This is a genomic window from Kribbella antibiotica (assembly GCF_004349055.1).
Taxonomy (GTDB): Bacteria; Actinomycetota; Actinomycetes; order Propionibacteriales; family Kribbellaceae; genus Kribbella; species Kribbella antibiotica.
The window spans coordinates 17,125-38,119 of record NZ_SMKX01000076.1 but is presented as its reverse complement, the minus strand read 5'-3'; the positions used below and the strand labels follow the sequence as shown (position 1 = coordinate 38,119).

Sequence of the window (20,995 nt, the reverse complement as noted above, 5' to 3'; positions counted from 1 at the left end):
ACCACCCACCACGGCCGCCCAAACCCCCGCATGAACCCAGTCACCCCGACCAGATCCATCGGCTCCCACCGCCCATACAACCGAGCCCAGTACGCCGCCTCTGCCGCCTCCGCGTCCCTCATTCGCGAAGTCTCCCGCCCGACCTTGAGTCCCCACCAGCCACTTTCCGCCTGCCCACACGACTGAACCGTGCTCAAGGCTCGACGGCCAACCTGCTTTGAGCACCTACCAGTCATATTTCGCCCGCTGACATGACTGAACGGTGCTCAAGGCCGCGAATGGTTGGCGAATCGCCCGCACCACAAGGTGTCACCCAAGAGACGGCCCCAGCCGGGGTCAGCCGAGCGCAGCGAGCCATGAAATGACGAGAGCGAGGCGGTCTGCGCTTTCCGCAGACACACCTCGCCCATCGATCGAGAGCGGGTGACGAGAATCGAACTCGCGTAGTCAGTTTGGAAGACTGGGGCTCTACCATTGAGCTACACCCGCGTTGTGCCCGGTCGCCCGGGTACGCCGCACATGATTCCACATCACCCGGTCGCGGCTCAAACCGGATAGGTGGTGGGGGTGGTGGCGCGAGCACCCCTTGGTGTCGACTAGACTTGTGCGGTCACTGCGGGGCGTAGCGTAGTGGCTAGCGCGCCTGCTTTGGGAGCAGGAGACCGCAGGTTCGAGTCCTGTCGCCCCGACGACCCCTCTGCAGCATCGCTGTGGTGCGGGCTGTCTGCCGCACCGGCACTGTCATTTCAGATCAAGGAGAACCGCCACCGTGAAGAGCACCGTCGAGTCCTTGAGCCCGACCAAGGTCAAGCTCATCGTCGAGGTGCCGTTCGAGGAGCTCAAGCCGAGCCTCGACGCGGCGTACCAGAGCATCGCCCAGCAGATCCAGGTTCCTGGGTTCCGCAAGGGCAAGATCCCGCCGCAGGTGATCGACCAGCGGGTCGGTCGCGGCCCGGTGCTCGAAGAGGCCATCAACGACGCGCTGCCGAAGCTGTACTCGCAGGCCGTCCAGGACAACCAGGTGAAGGCCATCGGCCGCCCTGAGGTGGACGTCACCGAGTTCAACGACAAGGAGAGCCTGCAGTTCTCCGCCGAGGTCGAGGTGCGCCCGGAGATCACGCTGCCGGACTTGGAGGGTCTGGAGGCCGAGGTCGAGGACATCGCGATCGCCGACTCCGAGGTCGACGAGCAGATCGAGGCGCTGCGGCAGCGGTTCGGCTCGCTGAACCCCGTCGAGCGGGCGACCGCCGACAAGGACTACATCACCATTGACCTGTCGGCCAGCAAGGACGGCGAGAAGGTCGAGGAGGCGCAGGCCACCGGCCTGTCCTACCAGGTCGGCAGCGGTCAGCTGCTGGAAGGCCTCGATGAGGCTGTCATCGGCCTGAGCGCCGGCGAGAGCAACACCTTCGTCACGCAGTTGGTCGGTGGCTCGCTCAAGGGTGACGACGTCGACGTTTCCGTGACGGTCACCGCGGTCAAGGAGCAGGAGCTCCCGGCCTTCGACGACGACTTCGCGCAGACCGCGTCGGAGTTCGACACCGCCGACGAGCTGAAGGCCGACGTACAGGCTCGCCTGGAGCGCGGCAAGCGCCTCGAGCAGGCCGGCGAGGCCCGCGACGCCGTTCTCGAGAAGATCCTGACCCTGGTCGAGGTTCCGGTCCCCGAGGGCCTGCTGACCGAGGAGCTGGCCGCCCGCAAGGAGAACCTGGAGCAGCAGCTCGGGTACTCCGGGATGTCGTTCGAGCAGTTCCTGGAGGGCGAGGAGCAGTCTCAGGAAGAGTTCGACGAGGACCTGAAGAAGCGTTCCGAGGACGCCATCAAGGCGCAGTTCGTGCTGGATCTGGTTGCCGAGCAGCAGGAGCTGAACGTCAACGACCAGGAGCTCACCGAGCACATCGTCCGGCACGCGCAGCGTTCCGGCGTCAGCCCGGACCAGTTCGCCCAGCACGCGGTCGAGAACAACCTGGTCCCGAGCCTGGTCTCCGAGGTCGTCCGCGGCAAGGCGCTGGCGCACCTGGTCGAGCACGCGAACGTCAAGGACGCTTCGGGCAACGCGGTCGAGCTGAAGACCCTGCAGCCGGACGGCACCTATGGTGACCCGGAGGCCGCTGAGGTCGTCGAGGCCCCGGTCGAGGAGCCTGCCAAGGCCTGAGCACTACCTGCCTGAAAATCTGTACGGCGTGCAGCCCGGACCCCGAAAGGGGTTCGGGCTGCTGTCATTCGGGCCGCCGAAACGACTGTCCGGCCACGCTCGGCGATGCGCCGTGAGCGAACACCTGTGGCCCAGCCTTAGGTCTGTCGCCGCCGCCCAGTAATGTCGGCTTCGTGAACGAGACATTTGCAGCCAGCCCCACCGCCGCGGGCGGCAATGGATCCGGCGGACATGACGACCACATCTACCAGCGCCTGCTGCAGAACCGGATCATCTTCCTGGGGTCCGAGGTTCGCGACGACAACGCGAACGCGATCTGCGCGCAGATGCTGCTCCTCAATGCCGAGGACCCCAACAAGGACATCTGGCTGTACATCAACTCGCCGGGTGGCTCGGTGGACTCCGGCATGGCGATCTACGACACCATGCAGTGGATCTCCAACGACGTCGCCACGGTGGGTATGGGCCTGGCCGCCTCGATGGGCCAGTTCCTGCTCTGTGCAGGCGCCAAGAACAAGCGGTACGCGCTGCCGCACGCCCGGATCATGATGCACCAGCCCTCCGGCGGTATGGGTGGCACGGCGTCCGACATCAAGATCCAGGCCGAGCAGTCGCTGCACCTGAAGGCGCTGCTGTTCAAGCTGATCTCCGAGCACACCGGTCAGTCGCTCGAGCAGGTCGAGGCCGACGCGGACCGCGACCGCTGGTTCACCGCGGACAAGGCCAAGGAGTACGGCTTCATCGACCACGTGGTGAACAGCGCCGCTCAGCTCAGCTCCGGCAGCCCGAACTCCTGATCTGCTCCCACTCGGTAAGAATTTAAGGACGCAAACATGAACTACTTCATCCCGCAGTGGGAGGAGCGCACGTCGTACGGCATGCGCCGCATCGACCCCTACACGAAGCTGTTCGAGGACCGGATCATCTTCCTCGGCACGCCGATCACCGACGAGATCGCGAACGCCGTGATGGCGCAGCTGCTGTGTCTGCAGTCGATGGACTCCGAGCGTGACATCAGCATCTACATCAACTCGCCCGGTGGCTCGTTCACCGCGCTGACCGCGATCTACGACACCGTGCGCTACATCAAGCCGGACGTCCAGACCGTGTGCCTGGGGCAGGCTGCCTCGGCCGCCGCGGTGCTGCTGGCTGCCGGTACGCCCGGTAAGCGGCTCGCGCTCCCGAACAGCCGGATCATCATTCACCAGCCGGCCACCGAGGGCACCTACGGGCAGTCCAGCGACATCGAGATCCAGGCGAACGAGATCCTCCGCCTGCGCGCGCTGCTGGAGAAGATGCTCGCCGACGCCAGCGGCAAGTCGATCGAAGAGGTGTCCCGCGACATCGAGCGGGACAAGTTCCTGACCGCTGAGCAGGCCATCGAGTACGGCTTGATCGACGACGTCCTGCAGACCCTGAAGCCGGTTCCGGCCGGAGTCTGATCTACGAGACGGTGGGTCCCGCTCGGGACCCACCGCTCACCCGCCTGGTACGGCGGCGCCTGGTCCCCACGGCGTTCGCCACCGGCGTAGACACAACCCGGTGCAAGGCGCAGCGTTTCGGCTCCTGACGGGGTACCGTCGAAAAAGTTCGTCTGCTCAGAGAAGGGAACTGTCCCGGTGGCACGCATAGGTGACGGCGGTGACCTGCTCAAATGCTCGTTCTGCGGTAAGAGCCAGAAGCAGGTCAAGAAGCTCATCGCCGGTCCCGGCGTCTACATCTGCGACGAGTGCATCGATCTCTGCAACGAGATCATCGAGGAAGAGCTGAACGAGGGCTCCGAGGTCGGTCTTACCGAGCTGCCGAAGCCGCGGGAGATCTACGACTTCCTCAATGCCTACGTCGTCGGACAGGACGTGGCGAAGAAGGCGCTCGCGGTAGCGGTGTACAACCACTACAAGCGGGTCCGCGACGGTCAGGGTGCCTCGAGCGCCGGCCGGCACGCGAAGGACGAGGCCGTGGAACTGGCCAAGTCGAACATTCTGCTGATCGGCCCGACGGGCTGCGGCAAGACGTATCTCGCGCAGACCCTGGCCCGGATGCTGAACGTCCCGTTCGCGATTGCGGACGCGACGGCGCTGACCGAGGCCGGTTACGTCGGCGAGGACGTCGAGAACATCCTGCTGAAGCTGATCCAGGCGGCCGACTACGACGTCAAGAAGGCCGAGACCGGGATCATCTACATCGACGAGGTCGACAAGATCGCCCGCAAGAGCGAGAACCCGTCGATCACCCGCGATGTCTCCGGCGAGGGTGTCCAGCAGGCGCTGCTGAAGATCCTCGAAGGTACGACGGCCTCCGTGCCGCCGCAGGGTGGCCGTAAGCACCCGCACCAGGAGTTCATCCAGATCGACACCACCAACGTGCTGTTCATCGTCGGTGGCGCGTTCGCCGGTCTGGACCACATGGTGGAGCAGCGGGTCGGCAAGAAGACGCTCGGTTTCAACGCCTCTCGTGAGGTCGAGAAGCCCCGCGAGGTCGGCGGCTACTCCGACGTGATGCCCGAGGACCTGCTGAAGTTCGGGCTGATCCCCGAGTTCATCGGCCGCCTCCCGGTCATCACGACGGTCTCTCCGCTGGACCGCGACGCGTTGATCAAGATCCTGTCCGAGCCGAAGAACGCGCTGGTCAAGCAGTACCGGCGGCTGTTCGAGATCGACAACGTCGAGCTGGAGTTCACCGACGACGCGATCGACGCGATCGCGGACCAGGCGCTCCTGCGCGGCACCGGTGCCCGCGGGCTCCGCGCCATCATGGAGGAGGTGCTCCTCAACGTGATGTACGAGGTGCCCAGCCGTGAGGACGTCGCCAAGGTCGTCGTCAACAAGGGTGTCGTGCTGGAGAACGTGAACCCCACGCTGATCCCGCGCGACCAGATCGAGCGCAAGCGCGAGCGTCGCGACAAGACCGCGTAAGGAACCATACGCACGAGGGAGGCCGGATCCGCCGTACGGCGGGTGTCCGGCCTCCTTCTCGTGGTGGACGCGTTGTGAGAAACCACCCGCTTACGTTCGGTGCATGAAAACCGTCCTTCGTACTCTGACCGTCACGGTCAGCGCGCTCGCGCTGGTCGTGCCGATGACGGCCGCCGCCAAGGCTCCGTACGACGTACCGAAGATCAACTGGGGCACCTGTGGGACCGCCCCGGAGCTCGAGCCGTTCCAGTGCGCGTCGGTCGAGGTTCCGACCGATTACGACCGCCCGAACGGCCCCACCACGACGATTGCGTTGACCCGGTTGCCCGCCAGTGACCCGGCCAAGAAGATCGGCACCCTGTTCACGAACCCTGGTGGTCCTGGTGGACCCGGGGTGCCGTTCATCCAGCAGGTTGCCCAGTACGCCTACTCGGCGGACGTCCGGGCGAAGTTCGACATCCTCGGCTTTGATCCGCGCGGGGTCGGCCAGTCCGACCCGGTGACCTGCTATCCGACCGCTGCCGAGGAGGCGGCGGCGTTCGCCGGTTTCAGTGCGTTCCCGGTGACGGCCAAGGAGGAGCGGAAGTACCTTGCCGCCATCGCGAAGTTCTCCGTCAACTGCCGGACGACGTCACCCGACCGGTTCCGGCACTACTCGACGGCAAACGTTGCCCGTGACATGGATCTGCTCCGCCAGGCTGTCGGCGACAAGAAGCTCACGTACGTCGGCTATTCGTACGGCACGTATCTCGGTGCGACGTACGCCAAGCTGTTCCCGAACAACGTCCGGGCACTCGCGCTGGACGGCACCGTGGTGCCGGAGTGGTGGTCCGGATCGAACGGCGACAAGCAGCCGTTCGGTGCCCGGATCCGGCAGGGTGAGGGTGCATCGGACAGCTACAAGCAGTTCCTGCTGGAATGCAAGAAGGCTGGTGACGCGTGTGCGCTGAACCAGATCGGTGACCCGACGACGGTTGTCGAGAAGACGCTCGCGCGGGTGAAGGCGACGCCGATCATCATCCCGCTGCCGGACGGCACCACGCTGAAGATGGACTACGCGACGCTGGTCTCCTACATGTTCACCCAGTTCTATTCGTCGTACGCCTATCCGGGACTGGCCGAGTCGCTGGCCGAGCTGGCCACGTGGCCGACCGCCCGGGCCAAGGCGGCAGCGAAGTCGGCACCGAAGGCGACCGAGTCGCTGATCGAGTGGAACCGCCGCAAGGAGGAGTACACGTCGGCCGGCAGCAGCATGCAGATGTGCGTCGAGACTCAACTGACCGGCCGGCCGCTGGCCTTCCCCTCGTACGCCGACGCTGCGGACAAGCGGGCGCCGCATTTCGGAAGGTTCCGTACCTGGGCCGGTTTCGAGTGCGAGTTCCTCGGGCTGAAGGACCAGGATGCGTTCGTCGGCCCGTGGAAGAACAACGTGAAGGAACCGGTGCTGGTCTTCGGCACGCGGCACGACCCGGCAACGCCGTACGAAGGCACCCGCCCGTACGCCGATCTCTGGCCCGATGCACGAATGGTCACCATCGAGGGCTGGGGCCACTCGACCAGCCTCGGCGGGAGTGCCTGCGCGGATCAGTTGCTCACCAAGTACCTGACCACGCTGGCCGCGCCGGCTGACGGGTCGACGTGTCAGCAGGACCGCAAGCCGTTCGACCCGCTGCCGACGAACACCCCCGCACGAGGGATGCAGCTCGCTCTCGCGACCGACGCGCTGGGGGTAGTGCGCTAACTACCGTCCTCGCCATGAGGCACCGTAAAACTCTAGCTATAGCTGTTACTGCGCTCGCGCTGGTCGTCCCTGATAGTGCGAGCGCAGTACGCGGACCGCAGATCAACTGGGGAACCTGCGGTCCCGACCTTCAGGCGTTCCAGTGTGCGACGGTTGAGGTCCCGACCGACTACGACCGTCCGCACGGTCCCACCACCACGATCGCGGTGACCCGGCTGCCGGCGAGCGATCCGGCGCACAAGGTCGGAACGCTCTTCGTCAACTTCGGCGGCCCGGGAGCAGCCGGGGTTGCGTCCATCCAGCAAGTTGCGCAGACCGCCTACTCGCCGGAGCTGCGGGCGCGGTTCGACATCCTTGGCTTCGATCCGCGCGGGGTCGGCCTGTCGGATCCGGCCACCTGTTATCCGACGGCCGCCGAGGAGGCCGTCGTACTGGCGAAGTTGAAGGAATTCCCGGTGACTGCGCAGCAGGAGCGCAGCTATATCGCCGATGCCGCGAAGATGGCCGCGCACTGCCGGACCACTTCTCCGGAGCGCTTCAAGCACTTCTCAACCGCGAATGTCGCCCGGGATCTGGATCTGCTGCGGCAGGCTGTCGGCGACCGGAAGCTGAACTACCTCGGCTACTCGTACGGCACCTATCTCGCCGCGACCTACGCCAAGCTGTTCCCGAACAAGATCCGCGCGATGGTCATGGACGGCACGCTGCTCCCCGAGCGCTACGTGGGTTCCAAAAGCGAGGACCTGCCCTTTGGCGCGAGGCTCCGGCAGGGCGAGGGCGGTTACGACAGCTACCAGCAGTTCTTGCTGGAGTGTCAGAAGGCCGGCGACGCCTGTGCACTGAACGCGCTCGGCGACCCGAAGGTGGTCGTCGAGAAGCTGCTCGAAGGTCTTAAGACCAAGCCGATCGGAACCTTCGACTATCCGGCCGCGGTCGGCTACATGTTCAACTCGTTCTACTCGTCGACCAGCTATCCGGCGCTGGCCCAGACGTTGGCCGACTTGGTGACGCAGCCGAAGATGCGGCTGGCCAAGGAGGACTACCCCTCGATCGGCAACGCGATGCAGCCCTGCGTCGAGACCCAGAAGACAGGCCGGCCGCAGGACTATCCGTCGTACGCCGACGCTGCCGACCAGCGGGCACCCCATTTCGGCCGGTATCGCGCGTGGCTGGGGATCCACTGCGAATTCCTGGGACTGACCGACACCGATGCCTTCCGCGGACCATGGCGGAACAACGTCGAGCAGCCGGTCCTCGTCTTCGGTACGCGGCATGATCCTGCCACGCCGTACTCGACGACCCGCCCGTTTGCGAACCTGTGGCCTGACGCACGGATGGTCACCATCGAGGGCTGGGGACACGCGACCAGCTTCGGTGCGAGTGTCTGTGCGGATCGGATGCTCACCAAGTACCTGATCACGCTCGCGGCACCGGCTGACGGATCCACTTGTCAGCAGGACCGTAAGCCGTTCGATTCGTTGCCGACGGCAGCAACTGGACATCTGTCAGGTAGTTGACACCGTATTCGCCGGAAGCGCTCCCAGAGCTCTTGACGGGCAATTCATGGGTCGGCACAGTGAGTCACTGGCGCGGAACTGAGAGCGCTTCCGGACTGCAGTACCGCCCCTTACCGCCCCGACAGGAGTAGAGATGCGATGGATCGCCCGCGGCCTGGTCACGGCCGCCCTTGCCTTCGGCGTAGTCGTCCCCGCCACCACTGCCAGCGCTGCCACTGAGCTCATCACGAACGGAGCCTTCAGCGCCGGTACGGCGAACTGGTGGGGGACCGGCAATACGCCGATCAGCCCGGACGCCGGTCAGCTGAAGGCCGTCGTACCGGGTGGGACCGCGAACAAGTGGGACGCGATGCTCGGGCAGAAGACCCCGGCATTCGCGCTGCACCAGGGTCACAAGTACACGCTGGCGTTCGACGCGCGCGCATCCGCGGCCCGCACGCTGGTGACCACGGTGCAGCTCAACACGACCCCCTTCACCGGCGCGCTGAATCAGACGTTCTCAGTCGGTACGGCGACGCAGCGGTTCCGCTATGACTTCACGAGCTCTCTCGAGACCACGCAGGCCGAGCTGACGTTCCAGCTCGGTGGGCTGGCCGGTGGCGGCTACAACTTCTGGCTCGACAACGTCTCGCTGACCGAGGTGGACAGCCCGCCGGCAGGCAGTCCGATCTCGCTCACCAACGGCTTCTACGTCGACCCGCACTCGAACCCCAAGAAGTGGGCCGACGACAACCCCGGCGGTACGGCGACCACGATCAACAACGCGATCGCCAGCAAGCCGATGGCACGCTGGTTCGGTGGCTGGAACACCGACCTCACCGGTGACATCAACGCGTACGTGGGTCCTGCGGACACGGCCGACAAGCTGCCGGTGCTGGTCGCTTACAACCTGCCTGGCCGCGACGCATGCGGTGGCCACTCAAGTGGTGGTGCCGCTGGCGAAGCGGCGTACAAGACGTGGATTCAGACCTTTGCATCGGCGATCGGCAATCGGCCGGCGCTGGTGATCCTGGAGCCGGACTCGATCGGCGACCTCCAGTGCATCACCGATGTGAACGAGAAGAACGCGCGGATCCGGATGCTCAGCTTCGCGCTGCTGAAGTTCAAGGAGCTCGCGCCGAACACCTGGACCTACGCCGACGCGACCAACAAGGGCTGGGGAACCAGCATCGGCATTGCTCAGATGGCCGCGAACCTGAACAGCATCGGCCTCCAGAACGCTCACGGTCTCGCGGTCAACGTGTCGAACTACTACACGACCGCCGAGACGATCACCTATATGAACGACCTCAACAACCAGTTGGCGACACCGAAGCCGTTCGTCATCGACACCAGCCGCAACGGCAACGGTCCGAAGGGCTCCGAGTGGTGCAACCCCGCGGGGCGCAAGCTCGGTTCGGTCGCACAGCAAGGTGGCGGTGCGGAGATGCTGCTCTGGGTGAAGGTTCCGGGCGACTCGGACGGCCAATGCGGTACGTCGACGAAGCCCGCCGGGACCTTCGATCCGCAGCTGGCGCTCAACCTCATCAACAACTAGCGGACTGCTTGTAGCACTGGTGATGCCCGTTGTCCTACTGGGCAACGGGCAGTCGCCGGTCGGCGAATCAACGACCAAAATCAACTAGACCAAAAGTGTAGGAAAGTTACAGCGTTTCGGTAAAGATGGTCAGCGCACCACGAACGCTCAAGGTTTCCCGGATGTCAGCGTCCACGTCATCCGTCCGGGAGACCGCCGCCCTGAGTACCCGTGAAGGTGAGACCCCATGAGCCCAATCAGTCGCAGAACCCTTGTCTTCGGCGGTATCGCGGCCGCCGGGATCGGCGTCCTGCCGGTCCGCTCGACCGTGATTGCCGCGACCGCTGCCGTTCCCTACCCGTTCCAGCTCGGCATCGCCTCGGGCGATCCGGACTCCAGCAGTGTGGTCCTCTGGACGCGGCTGGCGCCCTCCCCGCTGAACGCCGACGGCTTGGGCGGGATGGGGACCGCCGACGTGACCGTGGACTGGCAGGTGTCCACGACCGACACCTTCGCCACTCTGGTCGCCTCCGGCTCGGTCGTCGCGAAGTCTGCGTCCGCACACTCGGTCCATGTGATCGCCGGTGGCCTCAGCCCCGACTACGACTACTACTACCGCTTCCGCGCGCAGGGGCATCTCTCGCCGGTCGGCCGCACCCGGACTACTCCGGCTGCCGGTACCGCCGGCCGGAACCTCGTGATGGCGTTCGCCTCCTGCTCTCACTACGAGGAGGGCTACTTCACCGCGTACCGCCGGATGGCCGAGGACAACCCCGGTGTGATCCTGCATCTGGGTGACTACATCTACGAGTACGGCACAGAGGCCGGTCGGCCGCGAGAGCATGCCGGTACGGCGGAGATCGTGTCGCTGGCGGACTACCGGCGGCGGTATGCGCAGTACAAGAGTGACCCGGACCTGCAGGCTGCTCACGCGGTGGCGCCGTGGATCGTCGTACCGGATGACCATGAGGTCGAGAACAACCGGGCGGGCGCCATCCGGCAGAACAACGTGCCTGAGCTGACGGCTGCGCAGTGGACAGCCCGCCAGACAGCGGCGTACCAGGCGTACTACGAGAACATGCCGTTGCGGCCGGCGCAGGTGAACGGTGGTGCTGCCATTCAGCTCTACCGGCGGCTGCAGTGGGGGAGTCTCGCGACGTTCCACATGCTCGACACGCGCCAGTACCGCAACGACCAGGCGTGTGGCGACGGGTGGAAGGTGTGCTCGGATGCGGACCTCGCATCGCGCAGTCTGCCGGGGAACGCGCAGGAGACGTGGCTGCTGAACGGTCTGAACCAGCACGCCGGGACGTGGGACATCATCGGGCAGCAGGTGTTCTTCTCGCGCCGGTTCAACTCCACTGGCGCGAGCATGGACTCGTGGGACGGGTACCGCGCATCGCGCGCCCGGATCCAGCAGGGCTGGGTGGATCGCGGTGTGCGCAACCCCGTCGTACTGACTGGGGATGTGCACCGCGCTTGGGGTAACGACCTCAAGGCCGACTACAACAACGCGAACTCGGCAACTATCGGGAGTGAGCTCGTCTGTACGTCGGTCACGTCGGGCGGTGACGGCGACACCACCACTGCGATTCCGGATGTCGCTACTAACCCGTGGCTGAAGTTCTTCAGTAACCGGCGCGGTTACGTGCGGACCACGATCAGTCCGACGGAGATGCGGGCCGACTTCCGCGGTCTGACGAAGGTGACGGAGCACGGCGGTGCTGTGTCGACGCTGAAGTCGTTCGTCATCCAAGAGGGTCAGCCCGGATTGCAGGCGGTGTGAGCATGCTGAAAAGAACACTCGCCATCACAGGGGTCGCAGTCACTGCGCTTGGTCTCATGGCGCCGGCAGCGTCCGCGCATGTTGCCACTCCGACGTGGGCCGTCGTCAACAGCACGGCCAGCGGCGATCAGGACACGCCGTCCGTCGCAACCAACCGGACCGGGTACGTCGCAGTGGTCTGGGAGGACGATCGCGACGCGGACACCACGGCCGACAACGTCCACAGCGACATCTGGATTCGCCTGTTCCGCAACGGAACCGCTGTCTACGAGAAGAAGCTGTCCGCCGGTGGAGACTCCGGTGTGACCAACTGGCGGCACCTGCACCCGGACGTCGATCTGGACGACAAGGGCAACGCAGTAGTGGTCTGGCAGGACGATCCGGACGGCAACGGCTTCTACAACATCCCCTACCGGGTGCTGAACACCGCAGGGACCGTCACTGCCTCCGGCAACGCCAACAGCAGCGCCACCGGTCAGCAGATCAACCCCCGCGTCTCTGTGGACCCAGATGGTGCACCTGTGAGCGGAGCTGTCGCGTTCACTGCCGTCTGGGAAGACATCCAGACCGGTACGCCGGCCACGGTGAAGGCGGCCGGGTACACCGGACCGACCACCCGTGCCTGGGAGGTCACCGCCTCGCAGACAACTGGCCAGCACCACAACCCGGATGTGGCAGTCTCCGCGTCCGGCGACGCAGTGGTCGTGTGGGACGAGGATGGTGACGCCAACGCGGCGTACAACGTCGGTCTGGTCCGGCTGGGCCGTCCTGCCGGTGCGGTCACGCTCTCTCGGCGCATCGCGAACTCCAACGGCGACGGCCAGCAAACGCACGCCACAGTCGCTGCGAACTTCAACGGTGACTTCGCAGTCGCCTGGGAGTCCGACCACACCGGTACGGCGGGCGCCTGGACCCGCACGTTCGATGCCAACGGCACCGCCCGCTTCGCCGACGTAGAGGTAGTAGCCGGCGGCAAAGCACCCTCAGTCGGCATCGACGACGCCAAACAAACCGTTGTCGGCTGGACAGCCCAAGCCACTGACCTCGATGTCTGGGTCCGTGGCTTCGACGCAGCAGGCACCGACACCGCCCGCCTCTCCTCCCAGCGCCTCAGCTCAGCCACCGCCGGTCGCCAAGAGCAGATGGCAGTCGCGGTCTCGCCCTACGCCGAGGTAGCGGTCGTCTACACCGATGACACCGACGGCAACACCCATGACCAGGTGTTCCTCGGCACAGGAATCTCCAACAACAGCTGGTAAATCACACCGCCATGCCGTGCATGGCGGTGTCGAAGAGGCGGGGGAGAAGGTCTGGGGGGCTGCCGTGGTGTTGGGTGGTCCAGGCCAGGCCGAGGGTCAGTGCGATGGCCTCGTAGATGGTGAGCTCAGGGCGGATGCGGCCGGCGTCCTGAGCTCGCTGGAGGAGCTGTGCACCGGCTGCGCGCATAGTGGCGCAGGAGGTGTGCAGCTCGGAGGTGTCGTCATCGAGTGCGTTGAGGATCGACTGCGGCAGCCCTTGGTAGGTGCGGGCCTCGGCGTCTTCCCAGGCCAAGAGCCACCGGCCGAGCGCGGCATCACCGTCGTCACTGGAATCGTTCACCCCGATGGCCCGCGCCTGACTGAGCTGCTGGCGCTGTCTGCCAAGGGTGACCTGATCACCCGGCGTGCCAGCGTCGCCAAGCTGACGGAGGCGACGCCCGTCTACCAGCGCCTCAAGAGCGGAAGTGTCCGAGGCCGCGACGTGCTCGTGCCTTAACTGGCGGCGAGTCCTGCGCCATCGCGCACGATGTCGGCCGCCGGTGCGATGGCGCGGTGATGATGGGAACGTGCCCAACGCAAAGCCAATCGACTACTTCTACCTGCTGCGTCGCCCGTACGACGAGTTGATCGACATGTACCGGCGTCGCGGGTCGGTGGTGAAGACGCGGATGGGTCCGATCCGGTTCACCTATCTGCTCGGGCCTGAAGCCAATCAGTTCGTGTTCGCGAACTCGCACTTGTTCCGTTGGCGCGAGGCGATGGAGTTCCTGGTACCGATCACCGGCGAGACCGCGCTGCTGGTGAGCGACGGGGACACGCACAAGCGCCGGCGGCGATTGGTCGCACCGGCGTTCCATCATCGGCAGATCGCCGGGTACGTCGATGCGTTCCGGCGTAATGCGGATCGGGTCATCGACGAGTGGCAGCCGGGGACGGTGGTGGATGCGTACGCCGAGTTCCGCCGCGCTATCCGGCGGAGCACGATCGAGCTGCTGTTCGGGGATCGGCTGGCGGCGGACGAGCAGCAGCTGGGTGATCAGCTGCAGTTGGTGCTGGACCTCCTTGATCTGCTGCCGGTCGAGCGGCTGTTGCAGGAGCGGCTCGGGCTGCCGACGTGGAAGCGTGCGCAGGTGGCGAAGGCGGAGGTCGATGTGCGGATCTACGAGGAGATCGCGTATCGGCGGGCGAACCCGGATGACAGTGCGACCGATGTGCTGTCGGCACTGGTCGAGGCCGTCGACGAGGATGGCAGTCAGCTGTCCGACGAGGAGATCCGCGACCAGGTGATCAGCCTGATCGCGGCCGGCTACGAAACCACGAGCGCTGCGATGGGCTGGCTGGTTCACGAGCTGGTGAACGCCCCCGAGCATTGGGAGCCGGCGCCGTACGACGCTCCTGAGATCGCGAACCTGGTGTCCGAGGTACTGCGGCTGCATCCGCCGGCCGTGTTCTCGGGACGGTATGTCACCACGGAGTTCGAGTTCGCCGGAGAGCAGATCCCGGCCGGCACGCAGCTGGTGATCAGCCCGTTCATCACGCACCGGCTGGAGGAGATCTGGCCGGAGCCGAAGCGGTTCGACCCAGAGCGCTGGAACCCGGACCGCCCCGGCTACCACAAGCCGACCCCGGCCGAGTTCCTCCCGTTCGCCGCCGGACCGCACCGCTGCATCGGCGCCACCTTCGCCACCGTCGAGCTGCAGGTCATCGTGAGCCGAATGCTCGAGCGCGTGACGCTAAGCCCAGTCCCACAACGGATCCAGCCCATCGGCTACGGCGCCATGCGCCCCCGCTACGGCGTCCAGGTCCGCGTCGATGACGTGCGCTAACTCAGGCCGCCTCGTCTTCCTCGATGGCGGTGCCGGGCAGTGCGGGGCCGCGGAGCGGGATGAGGGTGGCGGCGGCTGGGTCGATCTGGCGGAGTGAGCCGTCGGCGGCTGAGCGGGCGATGGCGAGCATGGAAGCGAGGGCGTCGGTGATCTGGGTCTGCTCGCGGCCGGGGATGTCGCTCAGCTCGATCAGGACGCTGCCGCTGCCGAGCAGACCGTAGCCGTTGCGGGCGATGCCTTCGTAGTTGCCACCTGGGTACTGCGACACGTTCCCACCGGCGCCGTTGATCGAGCGCTGCACCAGTACGGCGATCTGCTTGGCGAAGTTCACGTCTGCGGGCTTCACGGCCGAGTGGGTCGGCCACAGCGTGGAGGCGGTGATTTCCTTGCCGGAGGCATCTTTGTACCGGCCCTGCATGTGATAGTCGACCATGATGTCCGGCTGGAACGCGGCGTACCGGCGCTGGATCAGCCCGGCCTCGTGCGCCGGGTTGTCCTCCGGTGCGACCGCCGGATCGTGGTACCGGTTGATGTCGTAGCCCTTACCGGCTTCGCCGTACTCAGGAGTGGCCGTCGGGTCGTAGTTGTAGCGCCAGTTGCGTTCGAAGCCGTCCGGGTTCGCGCGGACGACGATGTCGACGGTCACCTGTGAGAGCAGTTTGCGTTGCCACGCGGAGTTGCCGACACCGACAGTCCGCAGAAACTCCAGCGCGGCCGGGGTGCCCAGCGGCTCGTCGCCGTGCTGCTGGGTGACGTACTGAATCTTGAGCTTGCCGTGGCCGACGCGCGCGGCCCAGACCGGCCGGTTCTCGTTGCTGCGGCCGATCGGGGTGACGCGGATCCTGCCGTGGCTCTGGATGGCGAGTTTGTGCAGTTCGACGGCGAGCTTCGCGGTCGACGGTTGTGGGTCGACGGGGGCCTTCTCAGCCGCGACGGCGGCCGGGGCGACGAGCAGCCCGACGGTGACGAGGGCGGACATCAGGGCGATTCGGGGCTTGATCCTCATGCTCGCCGAGTATCGACCGCACTACACACCGCAACAAGGGTTCCTGAGACCGGGACCACCTGTCGGAACGATGCGCTTAGGTTAAGGAGTGACCTCTTTCAGAGTGGCTCGGCCGGACGATGCCCAGCAGATCGCGTTGCTGCATGCGGACAGTTGGCGATTGCATTACCGAGGTGCGTTCGCTGACGCGTTTCTGGACGGCGACATCGAGCCTGAACGCCATGCGACCTGGGCAGAGCGGCTCGCTGTACCGGCGCACACCGAGACGATCCTCGCTGAGGAGGACGATCAGTTGGTCGGTTTCGTGCATGTGATGCTCGATGCGGATCCGCAGTGGGGGAGCTTCGTCGACAACCTCCACGTGCGCAACGCTCGGCGTGGGTCCGGGATCGGCGGGCAGTTGTTGCGGCAGGCGGCAAGCGCGGTGCAACGGCGGGCGGCGAGCAACGCCATGTACTTGTGGGTGCTCGAGCAGAACATAGCAGCGCAAGGCTTCTACCGCGCCAAAGGTGGTGAGGCCGTCGGGACCGGGCACGCAGCGCCGCCCGGAGGCGATCCGAGCCGGCTCAACGGGAGACCGGTCACGCTGCGGATCGCCTGGGCGGACGTTGCCACGCTGGGCTAGGCGGCGTACCGGTACGGCGGGTAGGTCAGGTAGCCGTCATTGCCACCCTGGAAGTAGGTGACCTCATCGGCGGCCGCCAGCGGAAGGCCGTTGCGCAGCCGCTCGACCAGGTCGGGGTTGGAGATGAACGCGCGTCCGAAGCTGATCAGGTCGGCGCCTTGGCGGAGCCAGTGGTCGGCGTCGGCCGGCGTGGTCTGCCCCGGCCCAAGTGGCGGTCCCGGGTTGATCATCAACGTGCCTGGCCAGAGCTTCCGCAGGGTCGCGAGCGTTGCCTCATCGGTCGTGACCTCAAGGTGCAGATACGCAAGATCGAACTGCGCCAATTCCTTCACCAGCGCGGTGTAGAGCGCCGGTACGTCGTCCTCCTGCACACCCCAGATCGTCGCTCCAGGGGAGAGCCGGATGCTGGTGCGCTCGGCGCCGATCGCGTCGACTGTCTGCCCGACCGCCTCGACGGCGAAGCGGATCCGGTTCGCGATCGAGCCGCCGTACCGGTCGGTGCGGAGGTTCGAGTTGTCCGCGAGGAACTGCGAGATGAGGTAGCCGTTCGCTCCGTGCAACTCAACCCCGTCGAACCCGGCCTCGACGCCGAGCCGCGCTGCATCGGCGTACGAGCGGGCGTGCTCCGGTACTTCGGCCGTCGTCATCGCGCGCGGCATCGGGGCGGGCTGGGGCCCGGTCGGGGTGAAGACGTCGCCGGTCGCGGGGACGGCCGATGGGCCGGCTGGCTGGAGGCCGTTCGTCGATGGGTGCGAGACGCGGCCGCCATGCATGATCTGGGCGAAGAGGCGGCCACCGTTCGCGTGGACAGCTGTGGTGACTTGCCGCCACGACTCAACCTGCTCGGCGGTGTGCAGTCCCGGCGTACCGGGGTTGGACTGGCCGATCAGGCTCGGCTGCACGCCTTCGGAGACGATCAGGCCGGCGGTGGCGCGTTGGGCGTAGTACGTCGCCATCTCGTGAGTCGCGAGGCCACCGGCCGCGGCGCGGACCCGAGTCATCGGTGCCATCACCACGCGGTTGGGAAGTGCTATATGGCCGAGCTGGTAGTTGTCGAAGAGTGTGTTCATACGAGCTACGCTAAAAGCTGACATCCATGTGAGAGGCAAATTATCGTGGCCCAGATCACACCACAGCTTTCGATGCGCATCGGCGAACTCTCCACGCGGACCGGTGTCAGTGTGCGCTCGTTGCGGTACTACGAAGAGCAGGGACTGCTCGCGAGCATCCGGAGCGAAAGTGGGCAGCGCCATTACGGCGAGTCGGCGGTTGAGCGGGTCGCGTTCATCCAGCTCCTGTACACGGCGGGCCTCTCCAGCAAGACGATCCTCGACGTACTGCCGTGCAGCTATGCCCCGAGCGAGCAAACCTCGGACGCCGCCGCCGACCGGATGGCCGTGGAACGCGACCGCCTCTCGACCCATATCGACGACCTGCTCCGGACCCGCGACACCCTCGACGAGCTGATTAAGATCAATCGCGCGCACCGCGCAACGCTCTGACGGCGGATCCTTCAGCTGGAGTTGCTAGGCTCAACCGGTTAGCACCGACCCGGAAGTGAGACGTACCTAAAAATGCTCGACCGCGCGGTCATCGATGGCCTGTTCCCTGCCGATCTTCCCGAGCCGGAGTTCTGGGAGGAGAAGTATCCGCAGCGTGAGCTCGCCGACGGTGCGAAGGTGACGCGGCTCGGCCCGTCGCCGACCGGTTTCATCCACATCGGTGGGATCTACGCCGGGATGATCGACCGGGATATCGCGACCAACACCGGCGGGGTGTACCTGGTCCGGATCGAGGACACCGACCAGTCGCGCGAGGTCGAGGGTGCGCTGGAGCAGTTCGCGCGCGGGTTCGACTACTTCGGGATTACCTCCGACGAGGACGTCACCAAGGGCGCCTACGGCCCGTACATGCAGTCGCAGCGTGAGCAGATCTACCTGACCTACGTGCGCCACCTGCTTCGCCAGGGCAAGGCCTACCTGTGCTTCGCCACCAAGGAAGAGCTGACCGACATCACCGGTCGCCAGCAGGCGAACAAGGTCCCCACCGGGTACTACGGCAAGTGGGCGATCTGGCGTGACGCGGACGCTTCCGACGTTGCCGCCAAGCTGGCCGAGGGGACGCCGTACGTCGTGCGTTTCCGGGCACCGGATGACGCCGATGGCGCGCGGGCCCGGTTCACGGACGCGATCCGCGGCCCGCTCGAGCACGAGGCGAACCGCAACGACGCCGTGATCCTGAAGGCGTCCGACCAGTCGCCGCGGCTCCCGACGTACCACTTCGCGCACGCTGTCGACGACCACCTGATGCGCGTGAACCTGGTGATCCGCGGCGACGAGTGGATCTCGTCCGTTCCGCTGCACCAGCAGCTGTTCACGGCGCTGGAGTTCGAGCCGATCCAGTACGCGCACATCGCGCCGCTGATGAAGCAGATCCCTGGTGGCAAGCGGAAGCTCTCCAAGCGCAAGGACTCCGAGGCCGGCGTCGACTTCTACATCGGCGCGGGCTACCCGGCCGACGCAGTCCTGTACTACCTGCGCGGCCTGGTGAACGGTCGCCTGGCCGAGGTCCCCCTGGCCGAGGCGCTCGCTGCGCCGATCCAGCTCGACCAGTGTGGTGTCGCTGGTCCGCTCGTCGACCTCGTGAAGCTCGAGGACATCAGCGCCGACCACATCGCCACGCTGAGCGGCCGGCAGATCGTCGACGCGGTCCGCGTCTGGGCCCTCCAGTACGACGCGGAGCTCGTCCCAGTGCTGGATGCTGAGCCGGAGCTCGCGTTGCGCGCCCTCGCGGTCGAGCGCGACGGCGTCGACAACCCGCGCAAGGACCTGCGCAAGTGGTCCGACTTCCGGAGCGCCTACGCCTTCTTCTTCCCGGAGTTGTTCGAGCTGGTGAGCGGCCCGACCGACGAGCGGATCGCCGCCCTCAACGTCGCCCCCGAGGTCGTCACGGCCTTCGCGCAGGACCTCGTCGCCACGTACGAGCACCGCGACGACGCCTCCGAGTGGTTCAACCAGCTCCGCGACCTGGCCGCCAAGCACGGCTTCGCCGCGAACGCCAAGGAATACAAGAAGGACCCGGACGCCTTCCCGGGCTCGATTCGCGAGGCCTCGCAGCTGGTCCGGGTAGCCATCACCGGTGCCACCAAGAGCCCCGATCTGCACGCCACCACCCAGGCCCTGGGCGCGGAAGAAACCCTCCGTCGTCTCAAGGCCCTCGCCGGTTCCTGATTACGTAATATCCGAGGACTCGCTGGCTTTCGTCAGCGAGTCCTCGTTTCTTCAGCGGGTGGGGTAGTAGACGACCGCGTCGCCGACATAGCGTTCGGCGCCGTTCGTCCCGCTCGGGTGGCTGATGAGCGTGCCGTCGGTGCGCGCCATCGCGGTCGAACCGCCGCCGTCCAGGTTGACCGACTCGGTCATCCCGAGGGCCTGCGCGACTGCGCCTGTCTCGGCGAGCGTCGTACCGACACTTGTCGTCTGCCGGCCGTCGATGGTGGCGAGCATGAGCTTCCCGTCGGCAGTTGTCCCGGCGATGGTTCGCGGGTTGCGGGCGAAGAAGCTGCCGGACCCAGGCGGTACGACGACCGCGCCGCCCTGGGTGAGGCGGTAGCGCCCGACGACGCCGTACAGGCCGCGGTGCAAGGCGATCGGCGTGCCCAGATCGTTGGTGAGCACGTGGCTGCGATCGACGCATCCGCCGGCTGCGGTCAGCGCCAGCAACGCGTTGGTGTCCTTGCCGGTGGCTTGCAGGGCGAACTGGCTGACGGTGATCGTGCTCCCGCGCGTGGTCGAGGTCCGAACCACACAGCCGAGCCGGTCGAAGACGACCTCGATGCCATGCCCTGAAGGGGTTTTGGTGGCAAAGTGCGGCGTGAACAGTACGACGTCGCCCGCGGCCGTGCAGGTTGTCTGGTCGACCAGGTCCGCGCACGCGGCCGGGATCACCGGCGGGTGGTTCACGAATTCGAGGGGCAGCGTCGCGGCGGTGTCGCGGTTCCGGATCTGGCCGGTCCAGCGGACCTTCTGAACCGACATTTGGTTGCTGCGGGCATCGATCAGCAGGTCCATCTCGGTCGCGCTGGTGGTCGGTTCGCTGATCAGCTGACCGTCGGAGATCCCGAGCCCGACCGGCTCACCCGGGTAGGTCGGATTCGCGGTGAAGGTGAAGAACGACGCATTCGTCCCGACCACCGCGCCGGCGCTCTTGACCAGCTGTGAGGTCTTCTCGACCCGCGCCAAATCAGGCCCGTACGTCGTCGCTAGCCGCCCCGGCGCGAGTGTCGGATCGATCGTGACCGCGTTGACCACCCACGGACCGCGAGTCGTCGTACCGATCTCGTCGGGGTCGGCAGGCTCTGTCCCGCGGACGATCGTGGTCAGCGTGACACCGGGCGCGAGCGCCTGATCGGTGCGTGTCTCGGTGAGGTCGGCGTCGCCGATCGGCAAGGTGCCGTCGGCTCGGGGAGCGGATGGCGTCGGGTCGGCCGACTTGCCCGGGGTGTTCCGGTAGCCGGGCGAGGCGGGATCGGAGCGATAGCCCGAGGAGCCGGGGTCATCGCCGGTCGCGCCGAAGGCGGGTGTGACGAGGATGGTGAGCGTGGCGGCGACGGCCAGCCCTCGTTTGACGAAATGAGCAGACATTGGCAT

17 protein-coding genes and 2 tRNA genes are annotated in these 20,995 nt (G+C 66.2%); 14 read left to right on the top strand and 5 right to left on the bottom strand.

The window, feature by feature from the left end; all coding sequences use genetic code 11:
- Nucleotides 1-418: 418 nt before the first annotated feature.
- Nucleotides 419-489: transfer RNA gene (locus E1263_RS24135), tRNA-Gly, on the bottom strand.
- Nucleotides 490-616: 127 nt separating this feature from the next.
- Between E1263_RS24135 and E1263_RS24130 the strand changes: the two genes are divergently transcribed.
- The 10 genes from E1263_RS24130 to E1263_RS24085 all read left to right on the top strand — a co-directional run bounded on the left by E1263_RS24130 (nt 617) and on the right by E1263_RS24085 (nt 12,889).
- Nucleotides 617-689 (top strand) — tRNA-Pro (locus E1263_RS24130).
- An 80-nt stretch (nt 690-769) separates the two neighbouring features.
- Nucleotides 770-2,155 (top strand): trigger factor, encoded by a 1,386-nt coding sequence (gene tig / locus E1263_RS24125; RefSeq protein ID WP_132171134.1) that lies wholly within the window; start codon nt 770-772, stop codon nt 2,153-2,155.
- Nucleotides 2,156-2,328: 173 nt separating this feature from the next.
- Nucleotides 2,329-2,952 (top strand): ATP-dependent Clp protease proteolytic subunit, encoded by a 624-nt coding sequence (locus E1263_RS24120; protein WP_132171132.1) that lies wholly within the window; start codon nt 2,329-2,331, stop codon nt 2,950-2,952.
- 36 nt (nt 2,953-2,988) lie between these two features.
- Nucleotides 2,989-3,597 (top strand): ATP-dependent Clp protease proteolytic subunit, encoded by a 609-nt coding sequence (locus E1263_RS24115; protein WP_132171130.1) that lies wholly within the window; start codon nt 2,989-2,991, stop codon nt 3,595-3,597.
- A 177-nt stretch (nt 3,598-3,774) separates the two neighbouring features.
- Nucleotides 3,775-5,070: an ATP-dependent Clp protease ATP-binding subunit ClpX gene (gene clpX / locus E1263_RS24110; RefSeq protein ID WP_132171128.1), complete on the top strand. Its 1,296-nt coding sequence runs from the start codon at nt 3,775-3,777 to the stop codon at nt 5,068-5,070.
- Between the two features lie 103 nt (nt 5,071-5,173).
- Nucleotides 5,174-6,811: an alpha/beta hydrolase gene (locus E1263_RS24105; RefSeq protein ID WP_132171126.1), complete on the top strand. Its 1,638-nt coding sequence runs from the start codon at nt 5,174-5,176 to the stop codon at nt 6,809-6,811.
- Nucleotides 6,812-6,825: 14 nt separating this feature from the next.
- Nucleotides 6,826-8,328, top strand: a complete 1,503-nt coding sequence (locus tag E1263_RS24100; RefSeq protein ID WP_132171125.1) for an alpha/beta hydrolase — start codon at nt 6,826-6,828, stop codon at nt 8,326-8,328.
- A 133-nt stretch (nt 8,329-8,461) separates the two neighbouring features.
- Complete coding sequence (locus E1263_RS24095; protein WP_132171123.1) at nt 8,462-9,865, top strand: glycoside hydrolase family 6 protein; 1,404 nt, start codon at nt 8,462-8,464, stop codon at nt 9,863-9,865.
- Between the two features lie 226 nt (nt 9,866-10,091).
- Nucleotides 10,092-11,630, top strand: a complete 1,539-nt coding sequence (locus E1263_RS24090; RefSeq protein ID WP_132171121.1) for an alkaline phosphatase D family protein — start codon at nt 10,092-10,094, stop codon at nt 11,628-11,630.
- Nucleotides 11,631-11,632: 2 nt separating this feature from the next.
- Nucleotides 11,633-12,889, top strand: a complete 1,257-nt coding sequence (locus E1263_RS24085) for a hypothetical protein (RefSeq protein ID WP_202869027.1) — start codon at nt 11,633-11,635, stop codon at nt 12,887-12,889.
- Nucleotide 12,890: 1 nt separating this feature from the next.
- On the opposite strand, the gene E1263_RS24080 is transcribed toward E1263_RS24085, so the two are convergent.
- Nucleotides 12,891-13,229 carry an SbtR family transcriptional regulator gene (locus E1263_RS24080; RefSeq protein WP_132171119.1) on the bottom strand — a complete coding sequence of 113 codons (339 nt, stop codon included), beginning with the start codon at nt 13,227-13,229 and terminating at the stop codon, nt 12,891-12,893.
- A 226-nt stretch (nt 13,230-13,455) separates the two neighbouring features.
- Between E1263_RS24080 and E1263_RS24075 the strand changes: the two genes are divergently transcribed.
- Nucleotides 13,456-14,715: a cytochrome P450 gene (locus E1263_RS24075; protein ID WP_202869026.1), complete on the top strand. Its 1,260-nt coding sequence runs from the start codon at nt 13,456-13,458 to the stop codon at nt 14,713-14,715.
- Nucleotide 14,716: 1 nt separating this feature from the next.
- Here the strand turns inward: E1263_RS24075 and E1263_RS24070 are convergent, their stop codons facing one another.
- Nucleotides 14,717-15,721 carry a M14 family zinc carboxypeptidase gene (locus E1263_RS24070; RefSeq protein ID WP_132171117.1) on the bottom strand — a complete coding sequence of 335 codons (1,005 nt, stop codon included), beginning with the start codon at nt 15,719-15,721 and terminating at the stop codon, nt 14,717-14,719.
- Nucleotides 15,722-15,809: 88 nt separating this feature from the next.
- On the opposite strand from E1263_RS24070, the gene E1263_RS24065 reads away from it, so the two are divergent.
- Nucleotides 15,810-16,346: a GNAT family N-acetyltransferase gene (locus E1263_RS24065; RefSeq protein WP_132171115.1), complete on the top strand. Its 537-nt coding sequence runs from the start codon at nt 15,810-15,812 to the stop codon at nt 16,344-16,346.
- Here E1263_RS24065 and E1263_RS24060 read toward each other — a convergent pair.
- Nucleotides 16,343-17,416 carry an alkene reductase gene (locus E1263_RS24060; RefSeq protein ID WP_132171113.1) on the bottom strand — a complete coding sequence of 358 codons (1,074 nt, stop codon included), beginning with the start codon at nt 17,414-17,416 and terminating at the stop codon, nt 16,343-16,345. The genes E1263_RS24065 and E1263_RS24060 overlap by 4 nt on opposite strands.
- Before the next feature lie 45 nt (nt 17,417-17,461).
- On the opposite strand from E1263_RS24060, the gene E1263_RS24055 reads away from it, so the two are divergent.
- A complete protein-coding gene (locus tag E1263_RS24055; protein WP_238161480.1) occupies nt 17,462-17,848 on the top strand; it encodes a MerR family transcriptional regulator in 387 nt (128 codons plus the stop codon).
- Nucleotides 17,849-17,920: 72 nt separating this feature from the next.
- Nucleotides 17,921-19,576, top strand: a complete 1,656-nt coding sequence (locus E1263_RS24050; RefSeq protein ID WP_132171111.1) for a glutamate--tRNA ligase — start codon at nt 17,921-17,923, stop codon at nt 19,574-19,576.
- 51 nt (nt 19,577-19,627) lie between these two features.
- Here E1263_RS24050 and E1263_RS24045 read toward each other — a convergent pair whose 3' ends face one another.
- Nucleotides 19,628-20,989 carry a phosphodiester glycosidase family protein gene (locus E1263_RS24045; RefSeq protein WP_132171109.1) on the bottom strand — a complete coding sequence of 454 codons (1,362 nt, stop codon included), beginning with the start codon at nt 20,987-20,989 and terminating at the stop codon, nt 19,628-19,630.
- Between the last annotated feature and the right edge of the window lie 6 nt (nt 20,990-20,995).